The sequence below is a fragment of the Bradyrhizobium hipponense genome, assembly GCF_008123965.1.
GTDB lineage: Bacteria > Pseudomonadota > Alphaproteobacteria > Rhizobiales > Xanthobacteraceae > Bradyrhizobium > Bradyrhizobium hipponense.
The window spans coordinates 1-26,458 of record NZ_VSTH01000028.1 but is presented as its reverse complement, the minus strand read 5'-3'; the positions used below and the strand labels follow the sequence as shown (position 1 = coordinate 26,458).

Genomic DNA, 26,458 nt, shown 5'->3' with positions numbered 1-26,458 from the left:
CCGTGCCGCCCCGCTCAAAACGCCCGCACAGAATGGTAGACGCGGCCAAGATAGATCAGGTTCTCCGTCAGGCCGGAGCTCTGCAGCGCGACAACGCGGCAGAACAATACATCGTGCGTGCCGACCGTGACGACATTCGCTATCTCGCAATCGAAGGCAGCTGCGCTGTCGGCGAGAACCGGTGCACCCGTCGCGAGCGTCGACCACACCGCCGCCGCGAACCGTTCCCTGGCGGGCACCTTGCCACCAAATAGCCGTGAAAGTCGCTCCTGCCGAGTCGATAGCACGTTTACACACACGACGTTGTTGCCCGCCACGCTTACATGCGCCGAGGATGCGCGGTTCATGCACACCAAAAGCGTCGGCGGATCGTCGGTGACGCTGCAGACGGCGGACGCAGTGAAGCCGGCGCGACCTGCGGGACCATCGGTCGTGACGATGCTGACCGCGGCGCCGAGACGCGCCATCGCATTGCGATAGTCCACTTGGAAACTTTCCGTCATCCCCCCGACTCATGTCGCGCAGTGAATGACCGCCTGGCGAGCTCAACCTCTCGCAACACTTGCACTAAGACAGACGCGCCGGCGGCAACATCGGCTGGCTCGGCCCATTCGTGCTCCACATGGCTCGCTCCGTCGCGGCACGGAATGAAGATCATTGCCGCCGGACAGATCTTGGCGAGATGACGGGCATCGTGACCGGCGGCCGAGAGAATGGCCATGGTGGGATGCCCCTGGTCATGCGAGGCCCGCGCGATGCTTGCCTGCAGCTGCGGATCGAACGCGTTCGACGGCGCATCGACCAGCGGCGTCACCGTGACCGTGCAAGGAGGAGCGTACTCGCGGCAGAGAGCTGTAATGCGGACACCGGCTGCGGTGAGCGCCGCATTCTCCGGATGACGCAGATCGATGCTGAAGCTGACGCGCGACGGCACCACCGACGGTGCATTCGGCATGACGGCCACCCGACCGATAGTAAATTTGATGTCGGTGTCGATGGTACCGATCTCGGCATGGAGCGCTGTTGCGATCCGCGCAAAGGCGGCGAGCGCATCCCGCCTCTCCTGCTGCGCGAGCGTACCTGCATGTCCCTCCGCACCCTCGACAACCACCTGAAACGTCTTCTTGCCCTGGATGCCGGTGACGACGCCGATCGTGCAGGCGGCCGCCTCCAGCAGCGGTCCCTGCTCGATATGCAATTCGAGATAGCTCTCCACGGCAAAGCCGAGCGGCCTGTGCGGCAGATCGCGAAAAGCCTGATGGAGACGATCGAGCGCTTCACCAACACTGACGCCGTCTGCATCCCGCGCGGCGCGAATTGCCGCCACGTCGCGCTCCCCGGTAAAGGCCTCCGAGCCCATCATGCCCGGGGCGAAGCGTGAGCCTTCCTCGTTCATCCAGGCGACGACAATGACGTCGCGCGCCGGCTTGTCGCCTTGCTCGGCGAGCGTGACAGCCGCCTCGAGCGCCGCCATCACGCCGGCCGCTCCGTCGAATTTTCCGCCGGTCGGCTGGCTATCGAGATGGCTGCCGAGCAAGAATGGCGGCGCGGCGCGATCTTGCCCCGCCAGTGCCAGAAACAGATTTCCCGCGGCATCCGTCGACGGCGTCAACCCCGCTTCGAGGGCCCAGCCGATGACGCGGCGCCAAGCAGCGATTTCACCATCGCTTAAGGCCTGACGATTGACGCCGCCGGCCGGCGTCGCCCCAATCTCGGCGAGCGCCATCAAGCGGGTCCAGAGCCGATCGGCGTTAATCAGGGGCTGGCTCGTCATCGATCTGCTACTTCGTGCGCATGATCTGGCCCGGCAACGCGCGTGGATCACGCGGCTGCCAGCGTCCGGCTTCGACCTGGGCGATGAACTCGGCGAGTAGCGCGTTGAACGCTGCCGGCTCTTCCAGATTGAGCGTGTGACCGGTCTTGGGGAATACCGAGAGGCCGCAGGCCGGAATAGTCTTCTTCAGGAAGATGCCGGGCTGGAGACAATGATCGTCCTCGTCGCCGACGACCACCAGCGTCGGCACCATCATCGTCTTTAGACCATCCTCGAGGTCGTAAAATGACGGTCGCCGCGCCTGGACGCCGCGCATGGTGTTGCCGGCGCCGCGATCGGAATGGGTCGCGAGTCGATCGGCGAATTCCCGCCAGCCACGCGGATCCTTGTTCTGGAACTGGACGCGGCTCGCGCCGAGCGCATAGATCCTGGAGAACTCCTTGGCGCCCTGCTTCTCGAAATTGTCGGCAACTTCGAGCGAGACGCCGCGAAAATACTCCTCATATTCCTTTTCGCAGCCGTAGCCGGCGCCGGCCACGGTCAACGACAAAGCGCGCTCCGGCGAGCGCAGACCGAAATGCACCGTGCAGAATCCACCCATCGACAGGCCGACGATGTGCGCCTTCTCGATCTTCAGCGCATCGAGCACGGCGACCGCATCATCCGCAGCGAGCGCCTGCGAATACGCCTCCACGCTGTCAGGCACATCCGACGGCGGATAGCCACGTGCGGCGTAGGTGATGCAGTGATGGCGCCGGCTGAAATAGCGAAGCTGCGGCTCCCAGCTCGCGTGATTGCCGCCGAATTCATGAATGAAGAGGATCGGCGTACCCTCGCCCGCCTCTTCCACATGAAGCTTCACGCCGTCCCTGGTCGTGATCATTGTCATCGGCATCATCCTAGAATTGCGGCGGCAGGTCGTTGAGCGTGCGCGCTTGCACGACCATGTCCGGCAGCAGCGTGCAAAACTTGTCGACCCAGGACGGCGGCACGGACGTGCTGATCTTGACGAAACGGTCGCCGAAACGCTGCGTGTGGTAGGTGCCCTGGCGGATCATGATGCCCTGACGGCGATAGCACTCGACCAGCGCCTCGGGACGGATGCCCGCCGCGATGGTCTCCAACACTAGAAAGTTTCCGTGCGACGGCATGATCGGCAGCGCCAATCCGTCGATCGCGGCCGCCGCCTCCTGGATCATCGCCTTGTTGGCCCGGTCAGTGCTGCGGACCTTCTTCATCCACTCGGCCTTGACGGAGAGGCCCGCCTGCGCCGCGCGCTGGGCGATGACGCTCGCACCGAGGACGCTGGTGGAGGTCTGCGCCAGCTCCTCGAACAGAGCTGGCGCGGCGACCAGAGCACCGATCCGCAGGCCGGCAAGCCCAAGCCATTTCGAAAAGCTGGTCGAGACGACCGCCCCTTCCGGGGCCACGTGAAGCGCCGGCGTGTGGCCGTCGGCGAAATCACGGTAGGTGCAATCGTGCACCAGCAGCGCGCCGCAATCGCGCGCGATCGCGGCAAAGCTCTCGATCTCCTCGCGGGTGTAGCGGATGCCGAGCGGATTGTTGGGATCGACGAGATAGATGATCGCGGTGCGCTCATCGACATTCGCCTTCAACGCCTCGGGCGTCAGGCGGTAGTTGCAGTCCGGATCGTAGATCGGAATCTCGATCACCTCCGAGCCCTGCTGACGCGCGAACAGGCACGGCCATTTCCAGGTCGGATCGGTCGTCACCAGCGTGGTGCCGGGCCTGCAGCGCGCGCGACAGATCATCGCCAGCGCGTTGACGCCCCCCTCGGTCACCAATGCCTCTGCGCCGGGCGTGCCGAGATCGGCGACGATCGCGGCGCGCAGCGCCTCGAAGCCGAGCGGCGGGGCATAGGCATTGAACTCGCCGGCCTCGATCGAGCGCAGCATCGCTTCGCGCACGGCGGGATGGCTCTCGATATGATTGGTGTTCTGGCCGAGCCAATAGAGTCCCGGCGTCGCCGAGAGCTCGTCGAAATAGCGGTTGCGGATCAGTGCCGCGGATTGAGGCTTCGACATCGACGCCTCAGATCACCGAGCCGCGCGCGGCAATGCCGCCGTCGATCGTCACCACGGTGCCGGTGATGTAGCCGGAGCGCGACGAGGACAGGAAGGCGACGAGATCGGCGACTTCCTCCGAGGTTGCCGGCCGCTTGCCCGGATATTTGTCGAACAGTTCCTCCCAGCGGCTTTCATCGCCGAGCATATCGATCGATTTGCGCTTCATGATCTTGAGCATGCGATCAGTCGCGACAGGCCCTGGGTTGACCGCGACAACGCGCACCCCGTGATCGAGGCTGCGGCCACCAAGCGCCTTGGTGAAGGACATCAGCGCCGCATTGCCGGTCGAGCCCGCGATATAGCTCGCGTCCCAGTTCTCGCCGGAATTGCCGATGATGTTGATGATGACGCCGTCCTTGCCCTTCATACGCGGATAATAGAGACGCGACAGCGTGATGTAGCCGAACACCTTGAGATCGAAGCCGCGCCGCCATGCCGCATCATCGAGGACTTCGAGCGAACCGGCCGGGATGTCGCCGGCATTGTTGACGAGGATGTCGATGTCGCCGACCTCGGCCGCGAGCTTCTCCATCGCAGCCGTGCTTGAGAGGTCGAGTGCATGGATCGTGATCTTCACGCCGTGCCGGGCTTCCAGCTTCCGCTTGGCCTGGAGCATGGCCTCGCCGTTGCGGGCGGCGAGATGCAGGTGGCATCCTTCCGCGGCGAAGAGATCGGCCACTGCAAGTCCAATTCCTTTCGATGCGCCGGTGATCAGGGCGGTCTTGTTCGTCAGCTTAAGGTCCACTCCGGGTCTCCAGGATGCAAGCTAGATATACACGATCTAGCAATTTGCATACCAAGCGACTGGAAGGTCATTCGAAGGCGGCAAGGAAGTCCAGCAAGTTGTCGCCGAGCAGGTTGACATGATCGCGCATCGCGCTGTGCGCCCGCTCCGGATCGTGCGCCAGGATCGCCCGCATGATCGCCTCGTGCTCGCGAACGGTGTCGGCAATTCGGTTCGGCATGCGCGTCACCCGGCGGCGATACGCCGCCACCTGATTGCGCAGCTTGCGGGTCTGCTCGGCCAGGAAGGTGTTGCGTGAGGCCTCATAGATCGCCTCGTGGAATTCCTGGTTGATGTCGTAGAATACGTCGATGTCGCCGGTTTCGCCTGCCGCCACAAGCTGCTGGTGTACCTTGCCAATTTCAGCTCCCCAGGCCAGGGAGACGCGCCGGGCGGCGAGCCGCGCACAGAGCCCCTCGAGCTCCGCCATGACCTGGAACATCTCGATCAGCGCCTGCGCCTTGATGCTGCGGACCGTCGCGCCCTGCCGTCCGCGCAACTCGACCAGATTGTTGGCCGCCATGAGGCGGAACGCCTCCCGCACCGGCGTGCGCGAGACGCCGAAACGCTGGGCGATCTCCTGCTCGTCGAGCCGACTGCCCGGTTCGAGGTGCCCCGCCGCGATCGCCCCTTCGAGCTTCTGACGCAAACGCTCGGCGAGCGTCATGCCGGGGCTTGCCTCCAGGGATTCGTGCCCATTTTTCACGCGTCCGCCTCCGCTATGTGCACCAATATCCGCCATCATGTTTCTCCGATAACAATATATGTATACAAAATAGCTTCGTCATTCCAGCGAAACAGCTGATTTCCTTCTCGGACTCGCACGACTTGAACGCATTCGCTTCAGAGGCTCGCAAGTCTTATGCCTGATTTGCCCAGAAATCGCACTGGCACACGAGTTGCTAAGAGATTTCGAAGCGGTCCGCTTTCGTATGCGAATGGCCGCCGCCATTATACAAGGACATCCCGGTGCAGGCTGCTCGCCTCCCCCATCCCGGACCGACCACCGAAGCACTGCAAGCTCACCCGAAGCCTGAGCCGCTGCTTGAACTGCGCGCGGTGAGCAAGACCTTCGGCCTCGTCGCTGCACTCTCGGGGTTCGAGGCGAACATCGCCCCCGGCGAATTTGTCACCGTCGTCGGCCCGAGCGGCTGCGGCAAGAGCACCCTTTTCAACATCGTCGCAGGATTGGAAGAGCCAGATGCCGGCGGCATCCTGCGCTTCGAGGGCAAGAGCTGCCATGCCGCCGACCTGCTCGGCCGCGTCTCCTTCATGCCGCAGCGCGACCTCTTGTTTCCTTGGCGCAACGTGGTGGACAACGCCATCCTCGCGCTCGAGGTCGAGGGCATGCCGCGCGACCAGGCACGCACCAAGGCGCTGAAGATGTTGCCGGAGTTCGGGCTGGCCGGCTTCGAGAAGCAATACCCCAACCAATTGTCGGGCGGCATGCGCCAGCGCGTCGCCTTGATGCGCACCTTCCTGTTCGAACGCGACCTGATGCTGCTCGACGAGCCGTTCGGCGCACTCGACGCGCTGACGCGGGCGATGATGCAGCGCTGGTTGCTCGACGTCTGGCAGAAATACCGCCGCACCATCCTCTTCATCACCCATGACGTCGACGAGGCGATCTTCCTCGGCGACCGCGTGCTGGTCATGACGGCGCGCCCCGGCTCGGTGAAACTCGAACAGGTCGTCGAACTCCCCCGCCCGCGCCGGCCCGAGATCGTCACCTCCCCCGAATTCGTGCGCCTCAAGCGAACGCTGCTCGATGCGATCGAGGAGGAGAGCATGAAGTCGTTCCAATCCTCCATCGCGCAGGAGAGGACGCCGTGAACGCGATGTCTGCGAGAGAACCGCCAGCCAAGCCGCGCGGCATCGAACCAGCCGAGTGGGATGCCCGAATCAAGCTTGCGGCCTGCTATCGCATGGTCGCCAAGCTAGGAATGGACGACCTGATCTACAATCACATTTCCTTGCGCGTTCCCGGCCATGAGGATCAGTTCCTCATCAATCCCTACGGACTGTTGTTCGACGAGATCACGGCGTCGAGCCTGGTGAAGATCGACACCAAGGGCAACAAGCTCGACGACACGCCTTATGCCGTCAATGTCGCCGCCTTCGTGATCCATGCAGCGATCCACACGTCGAACCACGACGCGGCCTGCGTGCTTCACACCCATTCCGACGCGAGCGTTGCGGTCTCAGGGCAGGAGAACGGCCTGCTGCCGCTCAGCCAGTTCGCGATGCGCTTCTACGACCGCCAGGCCTTCCACGATTACGAAGGCGTCGCCATCGATCTCGACGAGCAGGTCCGCCTGGTGCGCGACCTCGGCCCGCACAAGGTGATGCTGATGCGCAACCACGGCATCCTCACCGTCGGCCGGACGCCCGGCGAGGCCTTCATGCTGCTCTACTATTTCGAGCGCGCTGCGCGGATCCAGCTCCAGATGCAGGCGGCGGCCGCAGCCGGCGCCAAGCTGGTGATGCCGCCGCACGAGGTCTGCGAGAAGGCCGCCCGCCAGTTCTGGGAATTGAAGGGCGACATCCTCGTGCCCGGCGAACGCGAATGGCCGGCGCTGATGCGCCAGCTCGACCGCACCGATCCTTCCTATCGCAATTGATTTTCACCGCCTGGAGTATGTCATGTTGAGCCGCCGCCACGCCTTCTCAGTCCTCTCCGCCATCGCGCTGGCGACCGGCTCTCTGTCGGTGCAAGCGGCCGAGCCGCAGAAGGCGAGCCTGCGCCTGAAATGGCTCCCACAGGCCCAGTTCGCGGGCTTCTACGTCGCAGCGGCCAAGGGCTACTACAAGGCCGAAGGCATCGACCTCACCATCAATCCCGGCGGGCCCAACCTGCTCACCGAGAACCTGGTCGCGACCGGCGCCGACACGTTCGGCCTCTCCGGCGGCACCGACAGCGTGTTCGCGGCTCGCGACAAGGGACTCCCGATCGTCTGCATCGGCGTATCGCACCAGATCACCCCCTTCATCTTCGTCACCCGCAAGGAAGGGCCGGTGAAGACGATCCAGGACTTCAAGGGCAAGACCGTCACCACCTGGTTTACCGGTGCCAACCACGTGCTGAACGGCATGCTGGCCAAGGAAGGCATCAAGCCGGATGAGCTGAAGATCCAGCCGCAGCAGGTTTCGGTGACGCCCTTCGTCGACGGCAGCGTCGATGTGGTCACGGCGACCTATTACAACGAGTTCTATACCATCCAGTCACGCATGCCGAAGGACAGCCTGAAGACCTTCGTTGCCGAGGACTATGGAATCACCTTCCCGCGCGACACGCTGATCGTCGCCGAGGCAACCGCCAAGGAGAAGCCAGAGCTCGTCAAGGCGTTCCTGCGCGCTTCGCTCAAGGGCTGGAAGGATGCCTTCGCAGATCCCAAGGGCACGGTCGACACCGTGATGGCCGCAGCCCCGACGCTCGACCGCGCGCAGCAGGAGTTCATGCTCACCGAAGTGAAGCGCCTGATGACCGCCGGCACGGCGGCGAAGAACGGCATGCTCTGGATCGATGCCGACGCGGTCAAGACCGCCCACGATTTCTTCCTGAAGTACGGCGTCATCTCCAAGCCGCTCGATCTTGCCGCCGCGTATGATGCAAGCTTCATCCAGAGCGTTCCGCTGGCGGACCGGCTGCCGTGAGCAGCCCTTCGGCGACATCGCTTGGTAAGAGCGGCGTTGCTGCGCAGCGCATCGCGATACCGGCTCCACTGCGCAAGCTGATCCGGCTCCTGCTCGGCCTCGCCACCGCGGCGGTGATCTGGGAAGGCGCGGTGCAGCTGTTCGGCATCCGTCCCTATTATCTGCCGCGCCTCAGCACGATCCTGCTGGCGATCGCGGCCACACCCCGCGCCTATGTCGACGGCTTCCTGCGTACGCTCACCGAAACGCTGATCGGCTTTGCTTCCGGCGGCGCGTTTGGCGTGCTCATGGGCGTCGCGTTCTTCCGCGTCCGCGCGCTGCGCGAGATGGTGTTTCCGATCTTCGTGGTATCGCAGACCATTCCCGTCATCGCCTTTGGCGCGCTGGTGGTGCTGTGGTTCGGCAACACCCTGCTCGCCAAGGCGATCATTGCGTTCTATCTGACCTTCTTTCCGGTGACGGTGAACACGCTGCTGGGCCTCGAAACCGTCGATCCGAAGCAGGTCGCCCTGATGCGCAGCTTCGGCGCCTCCAATCGCCAGCTCCTGCTCCGCTTGCAGCTCCCAACAGCACTGCCACAGATATTCGTCGCGCTGCGGCTCGCCGCATCGCTGAGCCTGGTCGGGGCCATCGTCGGCGAATGGTTCGGCGACACCACCGGGCTCGGCGTGCTGCTGCTCCAGGCCATGTTCACCGAGAATGTCGTCGCGATCTGGGCCGCCCTGCTCGCCGCCGCGCTGCTCGGCACCGGCTTCTATGCGGTGGTCGCCGCGGTCGAGCGTCGGCTCGTGTTCTGGAGCGCCGAGCAATGAGCCGCGCGCTTGTCTCACCGTCGCTCGCCGTCCAGCGCGGCATCCTGGGCGCCGTCCTCCTGGTCGCGTGCTGGGAAGGCGCGTCGCGCGGACTGCATCTGCCGGCCTACGTTCTCCCCGCGGTCAGCGACATCCTCGCAGGCCTCTGGTCCAAGCGCGCAACGCTCGTTGACGCCGCCGGCTACACCCTGCTCGAAGCGCTGGTGGGCTACGGGCTGGGCTGCCTGATCGGTATCGGCCTCGCTGTCGCAATCGCATTGGCTCCGGCGCTGCGCGCCGCGATCCTGCCGCTCGCGACCGCGATCAATTCGGTGCCCGTGGTCGGCTATTCGCCGCTGATCCTGCTCTGGTTCGGCATCGGCGTCAGCTCGAAGATCGTGATGGTGGCGATGGCGGTGAGCTTCACCATCCTGCTCTCGATGCTGGCCGGGCTCGACCATGTCGACCGCCGCGCCGTCGACCTCATGCGCAGCTTCGGGGCAAGCCGCTTCGGGGTGCTGTGGCGATTGCGCCTGCCGACCGCCCTGCCGCTGCTGCTCGCCGGCATGCGCGTCTCGACGGTGCGCAGCGTGATCGTAGCGATCGTCACCGAGATGCTCGGCGCGCATGGCGGACTCGGCTGGGTGATCTACCAGGCGGTGCTCCAGATCGACTTCGTCCAGGTCTGGGCGGCGATCTTCGTCGCATCCGCCGCGAGCCTCGCCTTCTTCGGCCTGATCGGCTTTCTCGAACGCAAGATCCTGTTCTGGACATGACGCCATGAAACGGCAGATGCATCTCGGCCTGTTTATCCTGGGGACCGGCAGCCACGTCGCCGGCTGGCGCTACCCCGGCGCGGTCGACAGTTTCCAGGATTTCGCGGCGATCCAGGAGATTGGCCGAACCGCCGAGCGCGGCAAATTCGACCTGATCTTCATGGGTGACAATCTCTATGCCGATGCCGCCGCCCACCCCTCCTACACGCTACGGCTGGAGCCGCTGACGATGCTCGCCGCGCTCGCGACTTCGACCAGCCACATTGGCCTCGGCGCGACGGTCTCCACCACCTACAGCGATCCGTTCTCGGTCGCGCGCGTGTTCGCCTCGCTCGACCACATCTCCAGGGGTCGCGCGGCGTGGAATGCGGTGACGACGGCCAATCCGGCCACAGCTGCGAATTTCGGCACCACCCATCCCGACCACGCCCGCCGTTACGAAATGGCCGGCGAATTCCTCGACGTCGTCTGGGGCCTGTGGGACGGCTGGGCCGATGATGCCATCGTCGCCGACCGCGCCAGCGGCCTCTACATCGATCCGGCGAGGCTCCGCCCGATCGACCATGACGGCACGTTCTTCAAGGTGAAGGGCCCGCTCAACATCGGCCGCAGCCCGCAAGGCCGCCCCGTCGTGCTCCAGGCCGGCGGCTCCGAGGCAGGACAGGCTCTCGCCGCGCGCACCGCCGACATCGTATTCTCGGTGGTGCAGGACATCGAGGAGGCCAAGGCTGGTTACACGTCGTTGAAGACGCGACTGCCGTCGTTCGGCCGCAAGGCCGACGATGTCACGGTGCTGCCGGGCGTGATGCCCGTCGTCGGCCGCACCGACAAGGAAGCGTTCGAGAAGCTCAACGTGCTCCAGAGCTTTGTCAGCGGCAGCAATGCGCTCGCGATCCTGTCCGACCGCTTCGGCCGGGACATGTCGGCCTACGATCTCGACGGGGGTATACCGGACATCGCGCCATCGGACAGCTATCACAGTTTCGCAAGCGTCATGCTCGCCAAGGGGCGCCGCGAGAACATGACGCTGCGCGATCTCTACAATCTCACCGCCGCCGCCCGCGGCCATTGGGTGCTATGCGGCTCGGCCGAGCGCATCGCCGATACGCTCCAGCTCTGGTTCGAGGAACACGCCGCCGACGGCTTCAACGTCATGCCGCCCTATTTCCACGAAGGGTTCGAGGATTTCGTTGAACTCGTCGTACCCATCTTGCAGGAGCGTGGGCTGTTCCGTGCGGACTATGAGGGGACGACGTTGCGGGATCACCTCGGCCTTGCGCGGCCGGCCAATCCGTTCTTCCAGGCCTAGCCTACACTGACGATTCGCAAGGCGCGCTCGAGCGCCTGCAACTCGCCTCGCGGATTGCCCATGGCTGCTCGAGTGCTGCTCGAGTCGACGGCGGGGGCAATTGTCGATGGCATGGTGCGGCGAACGCTGCGCCGAAACCACATGGAAGCCACCGAATGAACACCAGGAGCCGCGGCCTTTGTTTGAGCCGCAGCCACGCAACCGAGTTCTTCAAGCCCTAATCGAGAGGATGCGGGTCTGTATCAGCGCAAGTGCTCTACGGGCACTGAAGTCGGGACTGGCAGGCATTAAGATTCAAAGTCTTCGCTGCTCGGCGAACGTTCAAGCAAAATAGGGGTGTATCGGGCAGATCAGTTACAGACCTCGACGTTGGCATCGACGTGAGGGCCGCCGCCGCCGCGATATACGAGGTGGCAGCCGGGCTTGACCGGACGGCAGAGGAGGTCGTTGCAAAAAATCTGGCCACTGCCTCCCGAGGCGCGACCGGCACCGGCCGCCGCGGTTGCGGCCGCGCCGCCGGACTGACGACGCTGCCGTGCGGGACGGTCATCACCATCGTCGCGCTTGGCGGTTGTAGGCTTAGCCGGCCTGGCGGCGCGCTTCTTCTCGCATTCATTGTCATCGTTTAGCGCATAGCCGTCGCCGCAGACGATCTTGGTGCATTTGTCGCCATCGGCCTTGAAGCCGTGCTCGCAGACCAGCGGGCAGACGCGCGACGGCTTGGCCTTGACGGTATCGAGCGCGTCGGTGCTCGCCATTTTCACGTCGAGCTTGGTGCCGGCGTAGCGATTGAACTGCGACAGCGAGCGCTGCGACGACGTGGTCCAGTTGCCATCCGCCGTGCCTGAGAAGCAGCCGACGCGGCCGAGCTCGGTCTGAACCGAGCGGTTGAGATCGGCCGCCGCAACCGCGGGCGTCAACGAAGCAACGGCGGTACCGGCGGAGCTCGCCGTGCCGGCCGGCGCAGCATTCGGCGCCGCGGCAGCGAGGTTGACGCGCTGCTGTTCGGCCGCGGCCGCCTGCTGCTGCGCCTGCTCCTTGGCCTTCTGCGCGGCGAGCTGCGCCTGCTCGGCGGCTTTCGCATCTGCCGCGGCCTTGGCCTGCGCATCCTTCTGCGCGCCGAGAGCAGCAAGACGATCGCGCTCGGCCTCGGCCTGCTTGGCTTTGTCGATCGCCGCCACATGCGCCTGTTCCGCCCCGATCTTCTCGAGCTGAAGCTTGGCGAGGCTCGCATAGAAGCCGTCGGGATGTTGGGTGAGGAAGGCGTCCCACGCCGGCCTGTTGCCAACCTGGAGCGCGAGCTCGTAGTCGCGGCGGATGTCGGCCTGCGGGTTCGGCGCGGACGCAGCCGCAGCCGTCACCTTGACCGGCACCAGCGGCACGTCGTCGCCGCCGAGCGATCCATACACGAACGGCTCCTGCTTGTTGGCCGTCGACTTGAGCACGTCGTCGCGCACGAAGCCGAAGGCGCGGCGGACATCGAGGCCCGGCGTCGTCAGATGCTTCGACAGCGCGACGGTGAAGGGGCTGTTGGCGCCGTCGCCGTCCTGCGCCGTGAAGCCGGCCTTGGCCGAATAGGCAATCAGCGTGTTGGGGCTGGTGGGCTCGACCTGGGCCAGGCCGCGGCCGATGCTGCGCGAAGCGATCGTGCGCTTCATGGTCTTGCCGAATGGATTGTCGCGGCAGGCATCGAGGATCACCAGGCGAAGCTGCTTGGCCGGCTCGACAGCGACCAGAACGCGGTCGAGCGAGAGCGCCTCGTCATAGACGTCGGTGTCGCGCTCGAGCCTGGCATCGACCGGGATCAGATAGTTCAAGCCTTCGACCTCGATGCCGTGCCCGGCATAGTAGACCACCGCGATGTCGGCATCGCGGGTCGTATCGGCGAAATCGCGCAGCACCCGCCGCGTCTCCAGAGCCGACAGGTCGTGCCGCGAATCGACGACGTCGAAGCCGGCCTCCTTCAGCGTCCTTGCCATCACCGAGCCGTCATTGACCGGGTTCGTAAGCGAGGGCGCGTGCTGATAGGCCGAGTTGGCAATCACCAGCGCGACGCGTTTTCCGGCAAAAGCAGGTTCGGCGCCGAAGAGCAGTGCGGCAGCGAAGAGAAGCGGACAAAGTCTGAGCAGGTTGCGCATGACTGGCCTTGCTAGCAGGATCCGGATCGACCGCTGTGATCGAGGTCACGAAGAGCCTTCGCTTTGGAACCCATTCTGTTAGTCTCGCCAACGCCGTAGTGGTTCGCTCACAAGAACTCCATCACGCCGTGGTGGCACCCACCTTAACTATGGAACCCGGCCGGAGGCCATTCAGCGCCAGGTGAAGATGAGAAAACCATGCAGCGACTGGCGACTGCGCTGCCAGATCGAGATAGCAGATTTAGACGGAGAACGAGGCCGGCGCTTCGCCAGCGCAACGCCGGCGCCACATTTCATTGAAAGCCTTTTCGATGTGTCGCGTCATGCCGACAGTATCGAAGAGGGGCCAAGTGGACCGATGTGTCGCCAGCTTGCTCTTGAGGGCGGTTCGAAGCTCGGAATCGTGCGCGATCCGAAGCGCCAAAGCCTCATATTCGTCCAGCGATCGCGTTACCAGCTCAGGAAGCCCGACAGCATTGAGGAGACTGGCTGCAACACGTCCCGCAAAGGCGGTGCCGAGGCAGGTCACGACCGGCAAGCCAGTCCAAAGAGCGTCGCTGGCCGTGGTATGGGCGTTGTAGGGCAATGTGTCCAGGAACAGATCGGCGAGCTGGTGGCGCGCCAAGTGTTCGTCGGCAGCGACGGGTGGCGCGAACACGATCCTCTCGGCGGCGATGCCGCGCGCGACCGCTTCACGCCTCAGGTTCTCCCTGGCGATCGGGTCGCCATCAAGCAGCCAAAGGACGCTGCCCGCCGTCTTGGCAAGCAGCCTCATCCAGACATCGAACAGCAAGGGCGTGATCTTGGACGTTCGGTTGAACGCGCAGTAGACGAACGCATCATCCGCCAGTCCGACCTTGTTCCGGGCCGGCGCATTTGGCAGGAGCGGTCGCCTGGCGTCAGTGGCCTGATAGCTGCTGGGAAGATAGATCACCTTCTCGGCGTAATGCTGCTGCTCTGCTTCGGGAATGACGATCCGGTCCGCCATGATGTAGTCGATATATGAGGCGCCCATCGTGCCGGGGAAGCCGAGATAGTTGACCTGGATGGGAGCCGGCCGGCGCGCAAGGATTTTCGGCCGCGCACCGGTGGTGAAGCCTCCCAGATCGACGAGAACCTCAATGTCGAGCTGGCGTATCAGCCTGACCACGTCCTCGTCGGGAAGATGGCTGACGTCTTCCAAGCGTTCGAATGCTGCCTTCAGGCGGTTGCGCATCTCGCTGCGGTCATCCGGTCCGTAGGAGATGGCGCTGATGTCGAAGCGCTCGCGGTCGTGCTCCTCGAAAACTCCGGCCATCAAATTCGCGGTGGCGTGATTACGAAAATCGGCAGAGATGTACGCGACCCGCAGCCGGGAAACCGGCAACGGCGTTCTGGGGATCGCGGCACCTCGTTCCGAAGCGACCTTGGCGACAAATGTCTTCGCACAGGTCAATTGGTGTGCGGGAGACGACGAGGCATGAAAGAAGGTGAGCGGGTCGATCGCCACGCCGGATTCGACGGCCTCGTCCAGGGCGGCCTGTTCACGTTCGAAACTGCGCCAGTCGGCACGCTGCCGCCTGTAACCAACCAGCTTGCTCAACGCGAACGGGAAGGCCTTGTCCAGCGCGACGGTTCTTTCGAGCGCTCCGATCGCTTCGTCGTGTCGGCCCATCTGGGTAAGGACCTCAGACAACAGGAAATGGTTGTGCGGATTCGACGGTGCAAGGTCGACGGCACTTTGGTAGCTGTCATGCGCTTCGCCGAGCTGACCGAGCTGCTGGAACGCACTACCGCGGTTTGCGAACGCTGCGCTCGATGGCGCGATCGCAATGGCGCGATCAAACTCCGCGATCGCACCGTGGGGCTCCTTCCGTGCAAGCAGGATCGCTCCGCGATTGAGATGCGCATCGGCGAAGTTCGGCGACAGGGCAATCACTTTCGCAAGCCAAGCGAGCGCATCGTCTGTCTTGTCCAATGCACGCAGCACGTTGGCATAGTTGAAAAGAACGTCGGGATTGCCGGGGTCTGCGCGGGTAGCCTTCTTGAGCAATGGCTCGGCGTCCGCGAACTTGCCGCGCTGGGCGTGCAACAGCCCCAGCATATGGAGCGCGACGGGATGCGTTCTGCTTCCCTTCAGGATGGTCGTGTAGGCCCGTTGCGCATCCGACAGATTGCCCGAACGGTGCGCCGCAATTGCCTGGTCCAGAATAGCCGACGGATGGAGTGAGGAGGGGGCCGAAGCTCCCTTGTTGCGGCTTTGCTGCGACATATGATTGGGTTTGATTGGGTTTCTGGACCCCGATGACGGGTCTGTTTTTGTGAACTGGCGAAAAAACTCTAGTCGCCTTTGCTGGGGAGGACAACGGCCGCGCCGCTCACGCTTCAAGGCACGAAACTACCGCGCGGGCGCCGAGATTTCGCGCGACAATATCGATGCCGGCCACCTCGATTGGCTGTTCGATCCCTCCCCAGTAACACCACAATCCTAGGACTGGCCAATGTCGGCCCAGCTCGCCGCGGCAGCCCGTCCAGCGTGGTTTCCCATCTCATCTCGAGAATGATGCATTTCCCCGCGGCAACTGCAGTCGCTCGCAATGCGGACCTAGCGCTGACGCGGAGCGCGGTCTGGACGAGACGGCCCTGGCGCATAGGGGTTCACCAAGCACATGGCGGGAAGGCCCGCAGCGGTCGCTTTACACTCTTCCCAGGAACTGTATTGGCACCAGATTGTGGTGCTACCGCCCCACTCCCACCTCTGGAGGCAAATCGGATAATTGCCGCTGAACTGTTGAGCCGCGGCTGGAGCGAGCGCAGACATTGTAATGCAAGCTATGACGAGAAAAGGAAGCGCGCGCATCATGTGACTCCGAGGATTGGCGGATCCTAACAGAGCTACACCCTTCGCGCGACAAGGGGGTTCATGGTGACCCGCAAAAAAGTAGACCCCCAGCGATTTCGCTGGGGGTCTTTTGATGTCGGCTCAGGACTGGTTTTTAGAAGGTACGCTGAGCGCGGAGGAGCATTTCGATCGAGTTCTGGTCCTTCAGCTCATAAACAGCTGCCGGCTTCGCAGCGGTCGCAATGCCCGGGCTCGCGATTGTGCCCGAATACTTCTGGTCCAGATGCGAATAGCTCAAGTCCGCCGTGAAGGTCAGGCCCTTGACCGGGGTCCACGCGGTGTTGATGCCGACGGCCGCGAAGTTGAAGTCCGGATTACAAGTAGCACCCGGGAGCGCGATAGCAGCGAAGTTGCCGCAAATCAGGGCCTTGCCCGTATCGCCGTACTTCAACTGAGCATACGCACCGTAGATGCCGGTCACCCAATTTGGATTCCAGTTGTGGGAATAACCACCCCGGAAGCCCCAGGTCTTGACGGTATCGATGCCGGTACCAACGCCGAAGACGCCGTCAGAAAGACCGGCGAAACCGGTGCTCTGATACGCGCCGATGCCGCTACCGCTGAACATGAAGAAGCTCTGCGGGAACAAGCTCTGGAAGTTGTAGCGAGTCGCGCCATCCGTGTAGACAGCCTGCAAGTTGATGCTGTCGCCAGCTCCGGTCGGGATGTTCTTGATGGACAACGCACCCTGAACCGCCCAGCCCCACTTGTCGGTAGGATGGCCTGTAGGTTCGGTCGCACCGTAGTAAGCGGCATGGAGCTCATGCGCGACAGCCGAGACCTGGGCCAGACCCCAGGCCTGATCGACGCGAACCTGACCGACGATGTCAGGAGAACGCGTGCCACCCCAATCGTTGTTACCGTAGACGCCCGTCACGAACGCAGCCCCAGCAAGAGCCGGCGTGGCAAATGCCGTGTTCCAGAGGTTCGACTGGCCATTCGCCGACGTCGTCTCATCCTGCAACGCGAGCGAACCGGTGATGCCCTGGCCGAAATCAGCCGTATAGGCAACCTGGTTCACGCCGGTCACGTGGTTGCTGCCGCCCGGAAGCGTATCAGGACCGCCAGCCGGATAGCTCTGCCACGGGGTGTCGAAGATCGAAACCGTGCGACCGAAGGTGAAGCCAGCGAACTGGATGAACGCATGGTAGAGGCCGAGCGAGGCGGAACCGGTCGAGAACGCCGAGGGATTGCTGCCGGTGACCGAAGTCGTATCCCAGCTGAAGATCAGATCGGCGTAAGTGCGAACCACACCATACTCGGTCGCAGTGCGCGTATCGACGTTGAAGTCGAAACGAGCGCGGCCGGAATAGTAGTTGGTCAGACGGTTGTTCGACCCAGCGTTCGCGCCTTGCCGGAAGTTATAGTCGCCCGCGCCGCCAAGGATCGCGTCAGCGCGCAGATAACCGCCCAGCTTGATGCAGGTGTCGGTGCCCGGCATATAGTAGAATCCGGCACCATACAGGGAGCAGATTCTCACGTATTCGACCGCTTTGGCCTTCACGGGAAGATCGGCTGCCTGGGCTCCGCCAGCGGCGACCAGACCCGCCACTGAGCCGAGCAAAAGGCTCTTAAAGTTCATGTTAACCTCCAAGTTTGCTCTCCAGGGAAGGTCACTGACCGGACGGCCAATTCCCCGCTCCCCCTCTAAATCACCGCTAGAGCCGATCGCGTCTTCGGACACACCCGCATGAACGCGAGGGACTTAAGCGAAAGACTTAGACGGGACGACCTCGGGATGCCCCCCTCCGTCGCACCGGGATAAGAAACGATCGGACCTGATCAATCAATGATCGATTGCCTCGGTTTGGGCGGGGAACGGCCGTTTTTCAAGAATTGTTGCACAAATATCACGATCGCTTGAGGCAAAAGCATGCGTCTAAGCTATTGAAATACTTATTCTTTTTAAGCGAGCAGAGAAGATTCGGCCGGAGCCGACCAAGGGTACGGTCTGGGGCTCGTTGCAGGCCCAACCTGTGTGCGGCGACGAGAACAGCCGGACCGAAAGCCATTTTGTGATGAGTCGCGAACTTGGTTCACTATCGTGATTTGTGGGCCGACATTCCGGCATCTATGCGGAGCTCACCCACTATCGCTCACGGCCAATTGCGCGCTCCTGAAGGCGGGCGGCCCGCTGTGCCGCCGGCGCGGGTAACAGAGCGCTTCAAGCTGCGCTCACCCGACCACGCAGCGCCGCCCGAGCGGAGCTTCTTTCCGGATGTTCGGCATCGTTGCCGAATTCCACGGCGCGCGGACACAGATTCGGGGGGCTTCAGAAAAATGCTATTCGGCCCGGCAAAGGCGAGGATCCCACCGGCCGCTAATGTCCTGAGTTGCCGTGTAGATGTCCGACAAGTCCAAACAAATCCGACGCACGCAGGTAGTGGCCCGGGGTGCGCATCGCCTACGATCTCGACGTTACGGCAGATTGTCTCGCAGGAAAATGTCGATCCGGATGCGCTCCTGGTCGGAGCTGATTGGCTCGCCCGAACAATGCGCGATCAGAACGCGCGCCGCAGACCGTGCTTCGTGGCCCGGATCCTGGTTGATGATCGCATCAAGGGTGCCGCGGACCAGGAAGCGCCGTGTGTACTGGGTCAGCTCATGGGCGATCCAGACCACCTCGCGGCCGCGACCCGAAGCCTCCAGCGCATCGGCGATGCCGCGGTTTCCAGCGCCGCAGCAGTAAATGCCGCGGAGATCGGTGTGGCGCGCCAGCAGCGCGGCAGTTAGCTCCCGCGTGCGCTTGCTGTCGTCACGGCCCTCAATCACCGGCAGCGCGAGCAGGTTCGGGTACTCGCTGGACAGGATCTGGTTGAAGCCGAACTGCCGCTCGGTGTGATCGCGCAGCGCCAGCGACCCCGCGATGACGGCGACTGTCCCGTCGCGGCCGGCAAGGAAACGTCCCATCAGCGTTGCCGCAGTTCGCCCCGCGGCTGGGTTGTCGATACCGACATAATGCAGGCGGCGCGAGCTCGGCGCGTCTGACACCAGGGTCACAACGGCGACCCCGCGCGCGGCGAGCTCGTCGATCGCGGCGCGCACCCTGGGATGGTCGAGTGCGATGACGGCGACGCCCTGATAGGCCGGCGACAGGTTTTCCAGCGCGCCGGCGAGCACGTCCGGATCGAACACGTCGACACGGAGGATATCTATGAAGCCGCGCTGGCCGGCGAGCCAGTCCGCGGTGCGCTGCACCTGCTCGGTCAGGTTGGTCATGAAGCTGTTGCTGCCGGCAGGCAGCACGAAGGCGAAGCGGAAGGTCTGCCCGCGCGCAAGCCGCGCGGCAGCAATGTCGGCGCGATAGCCGAGTTTCGCCACCGCAGCCTCGACACGCGCGACCGTCTTGGCCCGGACGCCCTCGCGCCGGTTGACGACGCGATCGACGGTCGCAAGCGAAACGCCCGCCGCGCGCGCGACGTCCTCGAGCGTAGCGCGGACCGCTGGCTGCGTCGCTGTCATTCGCGCGCCGCCCACAGCATGCCGCGGGTCATCAGCGTACGGATCTCCGGTACGTCGAGCTCGTAGGCGCGATGGCCGAGCGAGGAATAAAACACCCTGCCCGCGCCGTATCGCTTCTTCCAGACCACTGGCATCACCACGCCCTCGATCCAGGATGCGTGCTCGCCGGTGAAGGTCGTCGTCGCCAACACCTCGTTGGCGGGGTCGACATGCATGTAGTATTGCTCGGAACGATGCTCGAAACTCTGCAGGCCTTTCATGATGGGATCATCCGGCTTCGTCACATCGACCTTGTAGTCGATGATGTTGCCGGGATGCGCGACCCACTGCCCGCCGCACAGGAACTGGTAGTCGACGGAATCGCGGAACGCATCGCCCATGCCGCCATGGTGGCCGGCGAGCCCGACGCCGCTTTGCACCGCGGCGCAGAGATTTAGCGCCTCCGCCTTCTCGATCTTCGACATGGTGTAGATCGGGATGATCAGCGACAGATCGTGGATAGCGGGATCGGCGAACGCTGCCGTCGTGGTCTCGATCCGCACCTCGAAGCCTTCCGCCTTCAACCAGCCGCGGATCATCGAGGCGCAGAGATCCGGATCGTGGCCCGGCCAACCGCCCCATACAATCATTGCTTTACGCATGTGTCTGTCCTCAATCGATCTGTCCGGTTTCGCATCCGGCCGGCAGCATCGCCGGCCGCTCGACGCGGCTCTCGATCTTGACGCGCCGCCCTTCGTCGGCGGAGGTCTGGAACGCCTCCATCACCTCCAGCACATGGAACGCGAGTGCGCCGCTGGCACGATGCGGCCGGTTGTTCAGGATCGCGCCCGCCATATCGGCGACGCCGATCGAGCGGAACTCGCCCTCAACGTGGCCGTGCGTCAGCGGCACCGTCTCCCATTCGCCGCCAGTCTTTGCGATCTGCACCTCGCCGCCGAACCGGTTCGGGTCCGGCACCAGCAAGCTGCCCTTGTCGCCATAGATCTCGATTGGCGCGTGCCGATGCTTCGGTACATCAAAGCTCATCGCGATCGAGACGACGGCCCCGCTCTCGAACTCGAGCATTCCCGCGACATGGGTCGCAACCTCGACCGGGATCAGCGTGCCGTTCATCGGCTGGCTGGTGACCAGGCGCTCCGACTTCGGACGCGCGGTCGAGCCCATCACGCTCGCGACCGGGCCGAGCAGTTGCACGAGATCCGTGATGTAGTACGGGCCCATGTCAAGCATCGGCCCTCCGCCGCGCAAGTAATAGAATCCCGGCGCCGGATGCCAGCGCTCATGGCCGGGACAGCCGAAGAAGGCGCTGCCCGCCACAGGTGTGCCGATCGCGCCGTCGTCAATCAGCTTGCGCGCGGTCTGGTGCCCGCCGCCAAGGAACGTGTCGGGCGCGCAGCCGACGCGCAGGCTCTTCTGCGCGGCGAGATCCATCACCTTGCGGGCCTCCGCGACGTTGATGCCGAGCGGCTTCTCGGAATGAACATGCTTGCCGGCGTTCAGAACCGCGAGGCTGACGTCGGTGTGGGCGAGCGGCACCGTGAGGTTGATGACGATCTCGACGTCATCGCGTTTGAGCAATTGATCAACCCGCATCGCTGGCAGCCCGAAGGTGGCGCCCTGCCTCTCTGCGACATCGCTGCGCATGTCGGCGAGCGCCTTGATCTCCATGACCGGGAAGCGCTGGGCCGCCTTCAGATAGGCGGTGCTGATATTGCCGCAGCCGATGATTCCGACGCCTACTTTTCGCATTGTGATCTCCGTGAGGTACCGCTCATCCCTTGACCGCGCCTGCGGTGAGACCGGCGACGATGTGCTTCTGCGCCAGAAGGAATAGGATAATCGTCGGCAGGATGGTGAGCGTGATGAAAGCCAGGATCAGATGCCACTCGGACGAATACTCGCCTTGATAAACCATGATGCCGAGCGGCCAGGGGTAGAGCGCGTCGGTATTGAGCATCACCAGCGGCAGCAGATAGGCATTCCAGCTGTTGACGAAGGTGATAGTCCCCACGGTCGCCAGGATCGGGCGGGACAACGGCAGCGTCACGTAGCGGAAGAATTTGATGTAGCTGCAGCCGTCGACCAGTGCGGCCTCGAGCAGTTCGTACGGAATGTCCTTGAAGAAGCGCCGCAGCAGCAGCACGCTCATGGCGAGGCTGAAGGCCACCTGCGGCAGGGCAACGCCAAAATAGGTATCGAGCAGCCCGAGGTCGCGCACCTTGATGAAGAGCGGCAGCACCGCGGTCGCCGCCGGAAACAGCAGGCCGAGCGTCAGATAGCTCAGCAGCATCGAGCTGCCGTAGAACTTGATATGGGCGAAGGTGAACGCCGCCATCGAGGCAACGACCAGGGTCAGCGTCACCGTGAGCGTCGAAATGACCAGCGAGTTGCGCAAGAGTTGCCAATAGCGCGCGGAGAACAGGATGTCGGCATAATTCTGCCACTCCCAGTGTCGGGGCAGGCCGAATGGATTGACGCGCAGTTCGCCGAGCGATTTGAAGCCGCCGAGCAAGGTCGCGAGCAGCGGCACCAGCACGAAGATGGAAACGACGGCGAGGAACGCCGCCTTGAACAGCACCGCGGAATCGAACGGCGCAGGAGTGGTCTCCACATTACTCATCGCGCATGAACCATCGCTTGTAGGTAATGGCAAAGGTCACGCAGATCACGAACAGGATGACACCGATGGCGCTGCCGTAGCCGACCCGCATGCGGGAGATGCCGTTATTGTAGAGGAAGCTCACCATCGTGTTCGAGGAGTCCGCAGGTCCGCCGCGCGTCAGCGGCATGACGAGGTCGAATAGCTGCAGCGAGCCGACGATGGCGAAGAACACGGAGAGCCGGATCGTCGGATAGAGCAAGGGGATGACGACGTGGCGGAGGGTTTGCGATCGCGTCGCGCCATCGATGCGCGCGGCCTCGATCAGGGTCTTGTCGAGACTTTGGAGTGCCGCAATGAACAGCATCATATGGAAGCCAAAGTACTTCCAGACGACCACGATCAGCACGGCCAGCATCGACGTGTCGGTCGAGGCGAGCAGGTGCGGTGGCTCGGCGCCGAAGGCGCGCCAGACCGAGGCAACCAAGCCGTAGTCCCCGTCATAGACGAAGCTGAAGATCAGCCCGGTCGCGATCTCGGCCAGTATATAGGGCATGAAAAACAGCATTCGCAGCGCCATCGCGCCGCGGAAACGCTCCGCCAGCATCAAAGCCAGGGTGAGCGCAAGCGGCAGCTGGATCGCAAGCGAGACAGCGATGATCAATCCGTTGTTGCGCAGCGCGAGCCAGAAGGCGCGCGTCTCCAGCACGAAGAGGTAATTGTCGAAGCCAATCCAGTTCGTCGGCCTGCCGAACCCGTTCCAGTTGAAGGCCGAGTACCAGGCCGCCTCACCGACCGGCAGCACCACGAACAGCGTGAACAGCACCAACGCGGGTGGCAGGAACAGGATCAGGACCGTAAAGCGGCCGTCCCAGCGCGGCCCGCGAACTGCGAGCGGCAAGAGCGATGCAACGCCCATCGCCGGCGAGCCCGCAATCCGCCGTGACACTGTCAGTTACCCTGCTTCCACGCCGCTTGGATCGCTTTGGCGGCGTCCTGCGGGCTCATGCTGCCGCCGGCGATCTCCGCGGTGACATCGTTGACGACGCGACCGACGGAGGGACCGAGGCTCTGGTCGTAGAAGTTCTGGTGGTAATTCGATTTCGCCAGATTGGCCGCGATCAGCTTCATGAAGGCGTTGTTGAGGCCGGCATCGGCGCCCTGCACCACGGGGATGATGAAGTTGCTTGCGGCAAGCCGCGTCTGCACGTCCTTGGAGACGAAGTATTTCAGGAAATCGACCGCCTCCTTTGGCGAGTCCTTTGTGATCAGCCAGCCGGTGATGCCGCCGAGCGTATCGGTCGGCGCGCCCTTGCCGCCGGCCACGACCGGAAAATCGAACCAGCAGATCTTGTCTTCGCTCAATCCAACCTTGTCGGCGGCGAGCGCGCGCTGCAAATGATAGACTGTGCTAATCGCAAGCGTCATCGCCGCCTTGCCGTCACCGAAATAGCCGACGGCCTGAGGGTTTTTGAAACCGAGGAAGCCGTTTTGGAACGGCTGGAGATCAACGAGCTGCTTGAACAGCTCGCCGGATTTTTGGAAGGTCTCGCCGGCGAAGCCGCCATTTTCGCCGCGCAGCGCTGCGTCGAACGCCGCCTTGCCGCCAATACGTACCGCAAGATGCGTCCAGTAGAAGTGCAGCGGCCATTTGTCGGCGCCGCCGACCACGATCGGCGTCACGCCCGCTGCCTTCAGCGTTTTCACCGCGGCGAGTAGATCGTCCCAGGTCTTGATCCCTGCAGGATCGACCTTGGCCTTGGCCATCAGCTCCTTGTTGCAGAGGAAGCCGACCTGCGAGAGCGCGGTGGGCAGGCCATAGACGCGGCCATTGCGCGTGAACGCGGCGAGCGCCGCAGGCGTGAGGCTGTCGCTGTAACCCTTCACCTGATCGGTGATGTCATCGAGGACACCAGCTTCGATCTGGGTCTTCAGGACACCGCCGGCCCAGCTGTAGATGATGTTCGGCCGGTCCCTGGATTGCAGGATGGTCGGCAGCTTAGCCTTGTAGGCCTCGTTCTCGAGGAACTGCATCTCGACCTTGACGCCCGGATGCGACGCCTCATAGGCGCGCGCGACCTCCTCCCAGATCTTCACTTGGGCCGGATTGACCTCGATGTGCAGCCATTTCACAGTCGTGTCGGCTGCAGCGACGCTGATCCCAAGCAGGCATGCGGCAGCGGCGAGTCCCAGCTTCCCGAGCAGTCTCATCACATCCTCCCGACCGGCTTCTATTCTTTGGCTGCAATCCTGCCTTCACTTTTTGAGGTGCGCAACTAAAATTCTGATATGCACACCTCACTTCGGGAGTGCTGAGGTCGCTGGGGCCTCCGGGAGAGTTGGACGCACCAGCAGCCGGCCGCGGTGCTCGCCACTGAACACCTCCTTGACCGGCGCCTTCGCCTGCTTTTGCCGGCGCCTTCGCGGCGCGGCGACGAGATCACGGTCAGGACCAGGTGAACTTCACCCCGTGCGCGAAGCGGTCGCGTCGATTATTCTGCCGGAGGGATGGACGCGACCTGGAAGATTTCCGTTCAATGCACCGGCGGGATCAAGGCATGCAAGATGCCCGGCTTCCAGGTTTGACGCGCACTATCGAAGGCCGCAAAATCATGGTCGAACTGCCAGTAGGCCCATGCCCAGCCAAGCCGGTCCGCGCTTCGCGCCACGAACGACAGATATCTCATCCGGCTGTCGGATGGAGCCCGCTCGTACACTCCGAACTCGCCGAGATAAATGGGGCGTTTTTCTGTTTCGGACCAAATACGCATCTTCTCGAAATCGGCGGTAGCCTTCCGTTCGTCATCCGCAGTGCCCCAATCGAGCGGCCCGATCCGCGAAAACGTTCGGGACCACGGCGCGCCCTGATGCGTGAACCGTATCGGCGCGTAATAGTGGAACGTAACGATGAGGTTTCTGTCGTCGGGCGGCAGAACCAACTCCTCGACAGGCATTTCATCTACATTGAGAACGGCAGCAATGACCGTCCGCCCGGGGTTGGTGCGGCGGATGATTCCTAGACATTCACTGAGAAGCGCATTCCAGTTGGCGGACGTCATTTGTCCGCCCGGCTCATTGAGGACCTCGAAGGCAAGCGCCGGATATCTTCCGGCATAGCGCTCGGCGATTTGCCTCCAGAACGCCTTGAGCTTCTCAGCGCATCCGGACACGTCGCGCTGGCAAATATGGGTATCGTGCTCGTCAAGGATAGGGGTGAGGTTCCGAGCAAGAACTTCTTCGATAACGGCATCCAGCCGCCTCAAGACGATCTCATCCAGCACATTCTCTGACCCCATGAACTTGAAGCCGAAGAAATTGATCCGAACATGCGAGAACTCGGCCTCTCTGATTGCAGTGAGGTTGTCCAGACGAAATGGCGCGTTCCGGCCCCCTTCCCAGACACCGTCGTAGCCAAGGATGTTGATGCCGCGCCCCAATTTTCCCGGGCCGAGCGCGGGACCCGGCCCAGCCGCGTAGGATTGTGAGAAGAGCGTGACGACGAACATTGCCACAGCGAGACCAAACGCTATCGGCCAACGAGCACGAGTGCAGGTCATCCTGTTTCCGTTCATGATTGCTGCAGGTCTTCCTGTGGCACCGGCCTGCACACCGCGAAGAAGATTGCCACGAGAAGCACCGACGTGAACATCGTCGAACGAAGGAACATCGTCTCCGTGAAATTGGTCTGAAAGCTGAGGACGACAAATCCGATGATGAGAGCGCAGTGGAAACGATTGATCGCCCGTGTGGCAATCAAATAGAGAACCTTGTTCGAGAACAGAAAGACGCTCGTGGTGAACAGCAGGTATCCAAATAATCCCGTTTCAATCGCTATCGCGATGTAGCCGCTGTGATAGTTGTCGAGCACCCAGCCATGGCTCTGCTCGAAATAGTCGTAGACTGACGGGAGCGTCCAGAACCCGTTGATGCCGAAGCCCAGCAGCGGCGCATCATTGAAATGGCTGATGGCGTACTGCCAGATGAAGGTCCGCTCGGTCAGATCGATGGTCGCGTCGCCGAGATGGATGGAATCGTATCCTGTCACATAGAAATACAGGATCAAAAGGGCGGCCAGGATGCACATGACGAATGGCAGCACCGCGTAAAGTCTCATGCAGCGGATCGACCATAGCGAGGAAACAAGCAGTCCACCCGCGGCCAAGGCGACGGCACCGGCGCCTCGCGATTCCGACGCGATGACGC

At 63.2% G+C, this 26,458-nt stretch carries 24 protein-coding genes; 6 read left to right on the top strand and 18 right to left on the bottom strand.

Annotated features, from left to right (window positions below; translation table 11 throughout):
* Window positions 1-14 precede the first annotated feature (14 nt).
* The 6 genes from FXV83_RS09735 to FXV83_RS09710 form a co-directional block, all read right to left on the bottom strand.
* Window positions 15-467 carry a flavin reductase gene (locus FXV83_RS09735; protein ID WP_430648930.1) on the bottom strand — a complete coding sequence of 151 codons (453 nt, stop codon included), beginning with the start codon at window positions 465-467 and terminating at the stop codon, window positions 15-17.
* 32 nt (window positions 468-499) lie between these two features.
* On the bottom strand, window positions 500-1,774 hold the full coding sequence (locus FXV83_RS09730; RefSeq protein ID WP_148738963.1) for a Zn-dependent hydrolase: 1,275 nt from the start codon (window positions 1,772-1,774) through the stop codon (window positions 500-502).
* A gap of 7 nt (window positions 1,775-1,781) precedes the next feature.
* Entirely contained in the window at window positions 1,782-2,663 is an 882-nt protein-coding gene (locus FXV83_RS09725) for an alpha/beta fold hydrolase (RefSeq protein ID WP_148738962.1), read from the bottom strand.
* Window positions 2,664-2,673: 10 nt separating this feature from the next.
* Complete coding sequence (locus FXV83_RS09720; protein ID WP_148738961.1) at window positions 2,674-3,819, bottom strand: pyridoxal phosphate-dependent aminotransferase; 1,146 nt, start codon at window positions 3,817-3,819, stop codon at window positions 2,674-2,676.
* Between the two features lie 7 nt (window positions 3,820-3,826).
* Window positions 3,827-4,606: an SDR family oxidoreductase gene (locus FXV83_RS09715; protein WP_148738960.1), complete on the bottom strand. Its 780-nt coding sequence runs from the start codon at window positions 4,604-4,606 to the stop codon at window positions 3,827-3,829.
* A 67-nt stretch (window positions 4,607-4,673) separates the two neighbouring features.
* On the bottom strand, window positions 4,674-5,312 hold the full coding sequence (locus tag FXV83_RS09710; RefSeq protein WP_187435785.1) for a GntR family transcriptional regulator: 639 nt from the start codon (window positions 5,310-5,312) through the stop codon (window positions 4,674-4,676).
* Between the two features lie 302 nt (window positions 5,313-5,614).
* On the opposite strand from FXV83_RS09710, the gene FXV83_RS09705 reads away from it, so the two are divergent.
* The 6 genes from FXV83_RS09705 to FXV83_RS09680 are packed head-to-tail and all read left to right on the top strand — an operon-like array spanning window position 5,615 to window position 11,175.
* Window positions 5,615-6,478 carry an ABC transporter ATP-binding protein gene (locus FXV83_RS09705; RefSeq protein ID WP_148738959.1) on the top strand — a complete coding sequence of 288 codons (864 nt, stop codon included), beginning with the start codon at window positions 5,615-5,617 and terminating at the stop codon, window positions 6,476-6,478.
* Window positions 6,475-7,266 carry a class II aldolase/adducin family protein gene (locus FXV83_RS09700; protein WP_148738958.1) on the top strand — a complete coding sequence of 264 codons (792 nt, stop codon included), beginning with the start codon at window positions 6,475-6,477 and terminating at the stop codon, window positions 7,264-7,266. The genes FXV83_RS09705 and FXV83_RS09700 overlap by 4 nt, the downstream gene beginning before the upstream one ends.
* A gap of 22 nt (window positions 7,267-7,288) precedes the next feature.
* On the top strand, window positions 7,289-8,299 hold the full coding sequence (locus FXV83_RS09695) for an ABC transporter substrate-binding protein (RefSeq protein ID WP_148738957.1): 1,011 nt from the start codon (window positions 7,289-7,291) through the stop codon (window positions 8,297-8,299).
* The gene (locus FXV83_RS09690) at window positions 8,296-9,111 is read left to right on the top strand and encodes an ABC transporter permease (protein ID WP_148738956.1); all 816 of its coding nucleotides are present in this window, start codon (window positions 8,296-8,298) and stop codon (window positions 9,109-9,111) included. Before FXV83_RS09695 ends, FXV83_RS09690 begins: the two co-directional genes overlap by 4 nt.
* Window positions 9,108-9,866 (top strand): ABC transporter permease, encoded by a 759-nt coding sequence (locus FXV83_RS09685; protein WP_148738955.1) that lies wholly within the window; start codon window positions 9,108-9,110, stop codon window positions 9,864-9,866. The genes FXV83_RS09690 and FXV83_RS09685 overlap by 4 nt, the downstream gene beginning before the upstream one ends.
* A gap of 4 nt (window positions 9,867-9,870) precedes the next feature.
* A complete protein-coding gene (locus tag FXV83_RS09680; RefSeq protein ID WP_148738954.1) occupies window positions 9,871-11,175 on the top strand; it encodes an LLM class flavin-dependent oxidoreductase in 1,305 nt (434 codons plus the stop codon).
* 350 nt (window positions 11,176-11,525) lie between these two features.
* Here the strand turns inward: FXV83_RS09680 and FXV83_RS09675 are convergent, their stop codons facing one another.
* The 12 genes from FXV83_RS09675 to FXV83_RS09620 form a co-directional block, all read right to left on the bottom strand.
* Window positions 11,526-13,313 (bottom strand): caspase family protein, encoded by a 1,788-nt coding sequence (locus FXV83_RS09675; protein WP_148738953.1) that lies wholly within the window; start codon window positions 13,311-13,313, stop codon window positions 11,526-11,528.
* Between the two features lie 241 nt (window positions 13,314-13,554).
* On the bottom strand, window positions 13,555-15,681 hold the full coding sequence (locus FXV83_RS09670; RefSeq protein ID WP_148738952.1) for an O-linked N-acetylglucosamine transferase, SPINDLY family protein: 2,127 nt from the start codon (window positions 15,679-15,681) through the stop codon (window positions 13,555-13,557).
* 216 nt (window positions 15,682-15,897) lie between these two features.
* The gene (locus FXV83_RS09665; RefSeq protein ID WP_148738951.1) at window positions 15,898-16,152 is read right to left on the bottom strand and encodes a DUF3551 domain-containing protein; all 255 of its coding nucleotides are present in this window, start codon (window positions 16,150-16,152) and stop codon (window positions 15,898-15,900) included.
* Window positions 16,153-16,288: 136 nt separating this feature from the next.
* Complete coding sequence (locus FXV83_RS09660; protein WP_148738950.1) at window positions 16,289-17,776, bottom strand: porin; 1,488 nt, start codon at window positions 17,774-17,776, stop codon at window positions 16,289-16,291.
* Window positions 17,777-18,612: 836 nt separating this feature from the next.
* The gene (locus FXV83_RS09655; RefSeq protein WP_148738949.1) at window positions 18,613-19,656 is read right to left on the bottom strand and encodes a LacI family DNA-binding transcriptional regulator; all 1,044 of its coding nucleotides are present in this window, start codon (window positions 19,654-19,656) and stop codon (window positions 18,613-18,615) included.
* A complete protein-coding gene (locus FXV83_RS09650; RefSeq protein ID WP_148738948.1) occupies window positions 19,653-20,297 on the bottom strand; it encodes a ThuA domain-containing protein in 645 nt (214 codons plus the stop codon). Before FXV83_RS09650 ends, FXV83_RS09655 begins: the two co-directional genes overlap by 4 nt.
* Window positions 20,298-20,307: 10 nt before the next feature.
* A complete protein-coding gene (locus tag FXV83_RS09645) occupies window positions 20,308-21,405 on the bottom strand; it encodes a Gfo/Idh/MocA family protein (RefSeq protein WP_148738947.1) in 1,098 nt (365 codons plus the stop codon).
* A 22-nt stretch (window positions 21,406-21,427) separates the two neighbouring features.
* On the bottom strand, window positions 21,428-22,276 hold the full coding sequence (locus tag FXV83_RS09640) for a carbohydrate ABC transporter permease (protein WP_148738946.1): 849 nt from the start codon (window positions 22,274-22,276) through the stop codon (window positions 21,428-21,430).
* The gene (locus FXV83_RS09635) at window positions 22,269-23,204 is read right to left on the bottom strand and encodes a carbohydrate ABC transporter permease (RefSeq protein ID WP_148738945.1); all 936 of its coding nucleotides are present in this window, start codon (window positions 23,202-23,204) and stop codon (window positions 22,269-22,271) included. Before FXV83_RS09635 ends, FXV83_RS09640 begins: the two co-directional genes overlap by 8 nt.
* A gap of 2 nt (window positions 23,205-23,206) precedes the next feature.
* Window positions 23,207-24,466, bottom strand: a complete 1,260-nt coding sequence (locus tag FXV83_RS09630) for an extracellular solute-binding protein (RefSeq protein WP_148738944.1) — start codon at window positions 24,464-24,466, stop codon at window positions 23,207-23,209.
* 323 nt (window positions 24,467-24,789) lie between these two features.
* Window positions 24,790-25,812, bottom strand: coding sequence for a glycoside hydrolase family 5 protein (locus FXV83_RS09625; RefSeq protein ID WP_148738943.1), 1,023 nt, complete (start codon window positions 25,810-25,812; stop codon window positions 24,790-24,792).
* Between the two features lie 11 nt (window positions 25,813-25,823).
* Window positions 25,824-26,458 (bottom strand): O-antigen ligase family protein (locus tag FXV83_RS09620; RefSeq protein ID WP_148738942.1); only part of this gene is annotated, 635 nt, incomplete at its 5' end.